The following is a 3,875-nucleotide window of genomic DNA, read 5'->3' as shown; positions in this document are numbered from 1 at the left end:
CGTCAATTGGCGAACGGTCGTGGTTAACGTGGCAAACAACATATCTTTTTCAAAGACTTGCTTGGTATCGTCCGTGTCCGCACCGACGCCAAAGCGCGCGAGCAGGCGGTTCATCAACGTGGATTTACCAGCGTTGGTATAACCCACCAAGGCGACGTTGGCCAATTCGTTGGTTGTCCGCTTAGCTGAACGTGTTGACGTGCCTTTAGATAACTCGGCGAGTTCTTGGCGAATTCGCACCATCTGAGACGTAATCCGACGGCGTGATTCTTCGAGCTTCGTTTCACCCGAACCACGTGACGTAAAGCCGCCACCACCAGCACCAGTTTGCTGATCAAGGCTCACAGACATACTTGTCCGCAAGCGGGGGAGTTGGTACTGCAAGCGAGCCAGTTGCACTTGTAACTTCGCTTCCTTAGTTTGGGCGCGTTGGGCGAAAATATCTAGAATCAGCCCCGTGCGATCCAGCACCGTTGTGTTGGTTAACTTTTCTAAGTTGCGAATTTGGGATGGGGATAACTCATCGTTGGCAACAATCATATCCACTTCGTAAGTCTTGGCGGCTTCCGCTAATTCTTCCACTTTTCCCTTACCAAAGTAAGTAGCAGGGTTTGGTCGTTCCAGCTTTTGGGTAAATGTTTCCACTGGTACCAAATTATTGGCTTTTGCCAGATTGGCAAGTTCTTCGAGTTCATAGGTCAAATTCGCTTGGCTCGTTGTGAGGCCAACCAGAAAGACCTTACGTGGGTCTTGGGCGTTAATGTGTTGTTCTGTCATAAAAAAATACCTCCAGAGAATAGCGAGACTGGGGGCATTTTACGTGTCGAGGGCAAAATTGCTGACCAATCTCAAGATGTGCACATAAAAATAGAGACTCTACTCTTATCTACGGGATCTTAAAATTCGTTTGACAATTGATTGCACTTCCTTTATTTAGACTACTGATAGTGTAACAGTTTTTTGCGAAACTGTCTATTAAAAGACCGTCGTATCATCGTTAAAACGGACGATTTTGGCGTCATGGGGGTCCAGTTCGAGCTGCATGACCGCCCCGTTTTTAACGGGTTCACTGGCGAAATCATGGCGGCCAAACTTTTCGGCAATCCCACGAATTGTTGTGCCGTGTGACACAATGAGGACGTTATCGCCGTCTTTATGACGGAAGCGAATATCATTAAACCCACGTGAAACACGCGTCCACCATTGTTCGTCGTCTTCGGCGAAGTGATAAGGGTCTGCTTGACGGATGGTGTCCATCGCATCAGCCATGCCGTAGATGGTAATCAAGTTTGTGTAAGTCTCAAAGGGTGTGTCTTTGAAAGCAGTGAGCGTAGTGGTCACTGTTTCACCGTTAATCCCTTCAAACGACCCAAAGAACTGTTCACGGAAATCAAAGAGTTGCGTCGGTTCCTCTGGTGATTCTGCCGTATTATTTTTCAAAATGTAACGTGCGGTATGAATGGCACGAGTCAAATCAGATGAGTAAGCGCCATCAAAATGAATGTTAGCCAGTCGCTTACCGGCATTCAAGCCATGTTCGATCCCTTTTGGGGTGAGGGGGGCATCAGACCAACCTTGAAAACGGTGTAAGAAGTTGAAGTAAGTTTCGCCGTGACGGACAATATAGACGTTAATTGACATAGTAATAGTTGTAGGGCATTATCTTGAACGGTCGTTCCGCAATACGCTACAATTGCCTCCTAAATGGTTATTATCTCCATTCTAACATAAAATGCCAGACACCAAAAAAGACCGCAAACGCGGTCTTGTCATTAAGCGGGTGAATCCGCTGTATTTGACTTGTCATCTTTTTCATCTTCGTCGAAGATGCCATTATGATTTAAGTCTTGTTTTGGTGTTGGTAACTCTTGGACAATAAATTCTGAAATGTAGGCATTGTCATAATCCAAGGCCGTTAATTTGAAGTTGGCCACTTGCATCGTGTCACCAGCTCTAAATTCAGGGTCGTGATTTAAGACATAACCGGTCAAAGTCACCGCTTCGTCTTCTTCAAGTTCTTTAATCTTCTTGTTGAAGTAACGTTCAAAGTCATAAAGGGTCATTTTACCAGAGACTTTATAACGGTGATCACCAAGCTTTTCGATGTAATCATCTGAGACGTCATCGATTTCATCACGGACCGTACCGAAAAGTTCTTCGTAAATATCCTTATCCGTGATCATACCACTGGTACCACCGTATTCGTCCACGACAATGGCGATCGGCGAACGCTTGATAATCATTTCATCCATGACATCGTGCAAGTCCATATTTTCAGGGACGGCTGGAATATCACGCATGATTTTAGCGACCGTATCTTGATCGTTAATGCGAGATTGACGCAAGAGGTCATAGATAAAGACATAACCTAACACTTTATCCTTGTCATTGTCAGCAATGACTGGGAAACGTGAGTAACGATCTTGTAGGTAAAGATTGATGGCATCAGCGATTGTTGTTGTGACATCAATAGCAGTCATTGATGTGCGATCAATCATGATATCCACGGCAACCTTATCGTTCATCTCAAAGGCGCGCTTCATAAACGTCAAATCTTCTTCGTCCAGCTCACCAGCAGCGGCGGCATTACGTGACAGTGAGAGAATTTCAGTTTGTGAATAAATGTCTTCTTCGCCATCCGTACGGAAGCCCAACATGTGGGTGATCATATTTGATAGATGATCCAATGTCCAAATCAACGGGAACAGCAGAATGTGGAAGAAACGCACAGGACGAACGATCAGCATTAAGACCTTAATGGGTTCTTCAATCGCGATGTTTTTCGGTACCAAATCGGTAAACACCGCATGCACGACCGTGAAAATAATCATGGCAGAGACTGACGACACAACGCCAGAATATTCTGCTGGAATCAAACCGGTCTTTAGAATGATTTCGGCGACTGTCTCTTCACCAATCCAACCTAAAATCAAACTCGTAAGTGTAATACCGACTTGTGCAGTCGATAGATATTCAGTTAAATGCGATGCCATATAAATGGCGTGCTCAATATTACGTGAAGGCTTTTCACGATTTTCTTGCAAATCGCGGAGCGCACTCAAACGTACTTTAACCAAAGAGTATTCTGTTAACGTGAACAAAATAGCAAGTAACAGCACCAAAACAATAATGACAAAGTTAAGGAGCATAGACGGACCAGAATCCAAAGTCGTAAACCTCTTTTCTTATGTATACTACACGGTATTATACCAGAAAACACCATGAAATAAAAATGAGACTCGGGCGGAGCGGGCAGGGAACGTGCGGCTAGTATTATCAGAAACGAACACATTTTCGCTTGTTGTCAAGTAGGTCGCTGCGTACGAAAGGCCATGATGCGCGAAAACTGGCACTTTTGACGTGTTTTCTAAGTTTTTTGTGATGGTTTCATTTGTGGTGAAATTGGCATAATCGTTGATAAATCGGGGTTTTTCACGCACAAAAAATAAGTTTGTGAAATTTAAAATCATTTTTCTCGGCAAACAATTGCTAACATTGTCTCGTGTCGAACAACTGTTTGTGAAGACGTATATTGTCCTTGTTTAATTTCCAAAAGAGGGTAAACTAGCAATAACAATTAAGACAAAAGATTGAGGCAACGATTATGGAAAAAGTAACTGTCTATACAAAATATAACTGCGTACAATGCAAAATGACGAAGAAATTCTTGTCAGCGCAAGGTATCCCCTTTAAGGAAATCAACATTGAAGAAGAAGTGGCGTATGTGGAAACGTTAAAGGCTGACGGGTTCCGACAAACACCAGTTGTCGCCATTGAGGGCATGCCAAAGTTTTCTGGTTTCCGCCCAGACGTACTCAAAAAGATTTCAGCTTAATTTAAGCCATTAATGAATGAAGACCAAAGGCGGAAGTCAA

The 3,875-nt window shown here is 43.8% G+C and carries 4 protein-coding genes; 1 reads left to right on the top strand and 3 read right to left on the bottom strand.

Annotation, left to right across the window (positions count from 1 at the left end):
- From hflX to ACW12G_RS06890, 3 genes are all read right to left on the bottom strand, one after another.
- The coding region (gene hflX, locus ACW12G_RS06900) for a GTPase HflX (RefSeq protein ID WP_455647594.1) at positions 1-777 on the bottom strand (777 nt) is incomplete at its 3' end.
- A gap of 198 nt (positions 778-975) precedes the next feature.
- The gene (locus ACW12G_RS06895; RefSeq protein ID WP_147000950.1) at positions 976-1,641 is read right to left on the bottom strand and encodes a histidine phosphatase family protein; all 666 of its coding nucleotides are present in this window, start codon (positions 1,639-1,641) and stop codon (positions 976-978) included.
- 131 nt (positions 1,642-1,772) lie between these two features.
- Positions 1,773-3,167, bottom strand: coding sequence for a hemolysin family protein (locus ACW12G_RS06890; RefSeq protein ID WP_029509465.1), 1,395 nt, complete (start codon positions 3,165-3,167; stop codon positions 1,773-1,775).
- A 437-nt stretch (positions 3,168-3,604) separates the two neighbouring features.
- Here ACW12G_RS06890 and nrdH point away from each other — a divergent pair, with 437 nt between their 5' ends.
- On the top strand, positions 3,605-3,835 hold the full coding sequence (nrdH, locus tag ACW12G_RS06885; protein ID WP_029508861.1) for a glutaredoxin-like protein NrdH: 231 nt from the start codon (positions 3,605-3,607) through the stop codon (positions 3,833-3,835).
- Positions 3,836-3,875 lie beyond the last annotated feature (40 nt).

The sequence above is a fragment of the Leuconostoc sp. genome, from assembly GCF_965300815.1.
The sequence above is the reverse complement of the archived record's forward strand: the minus strand, read 5'-3'. Positions and strand labels throughout refer to the sequence as shown.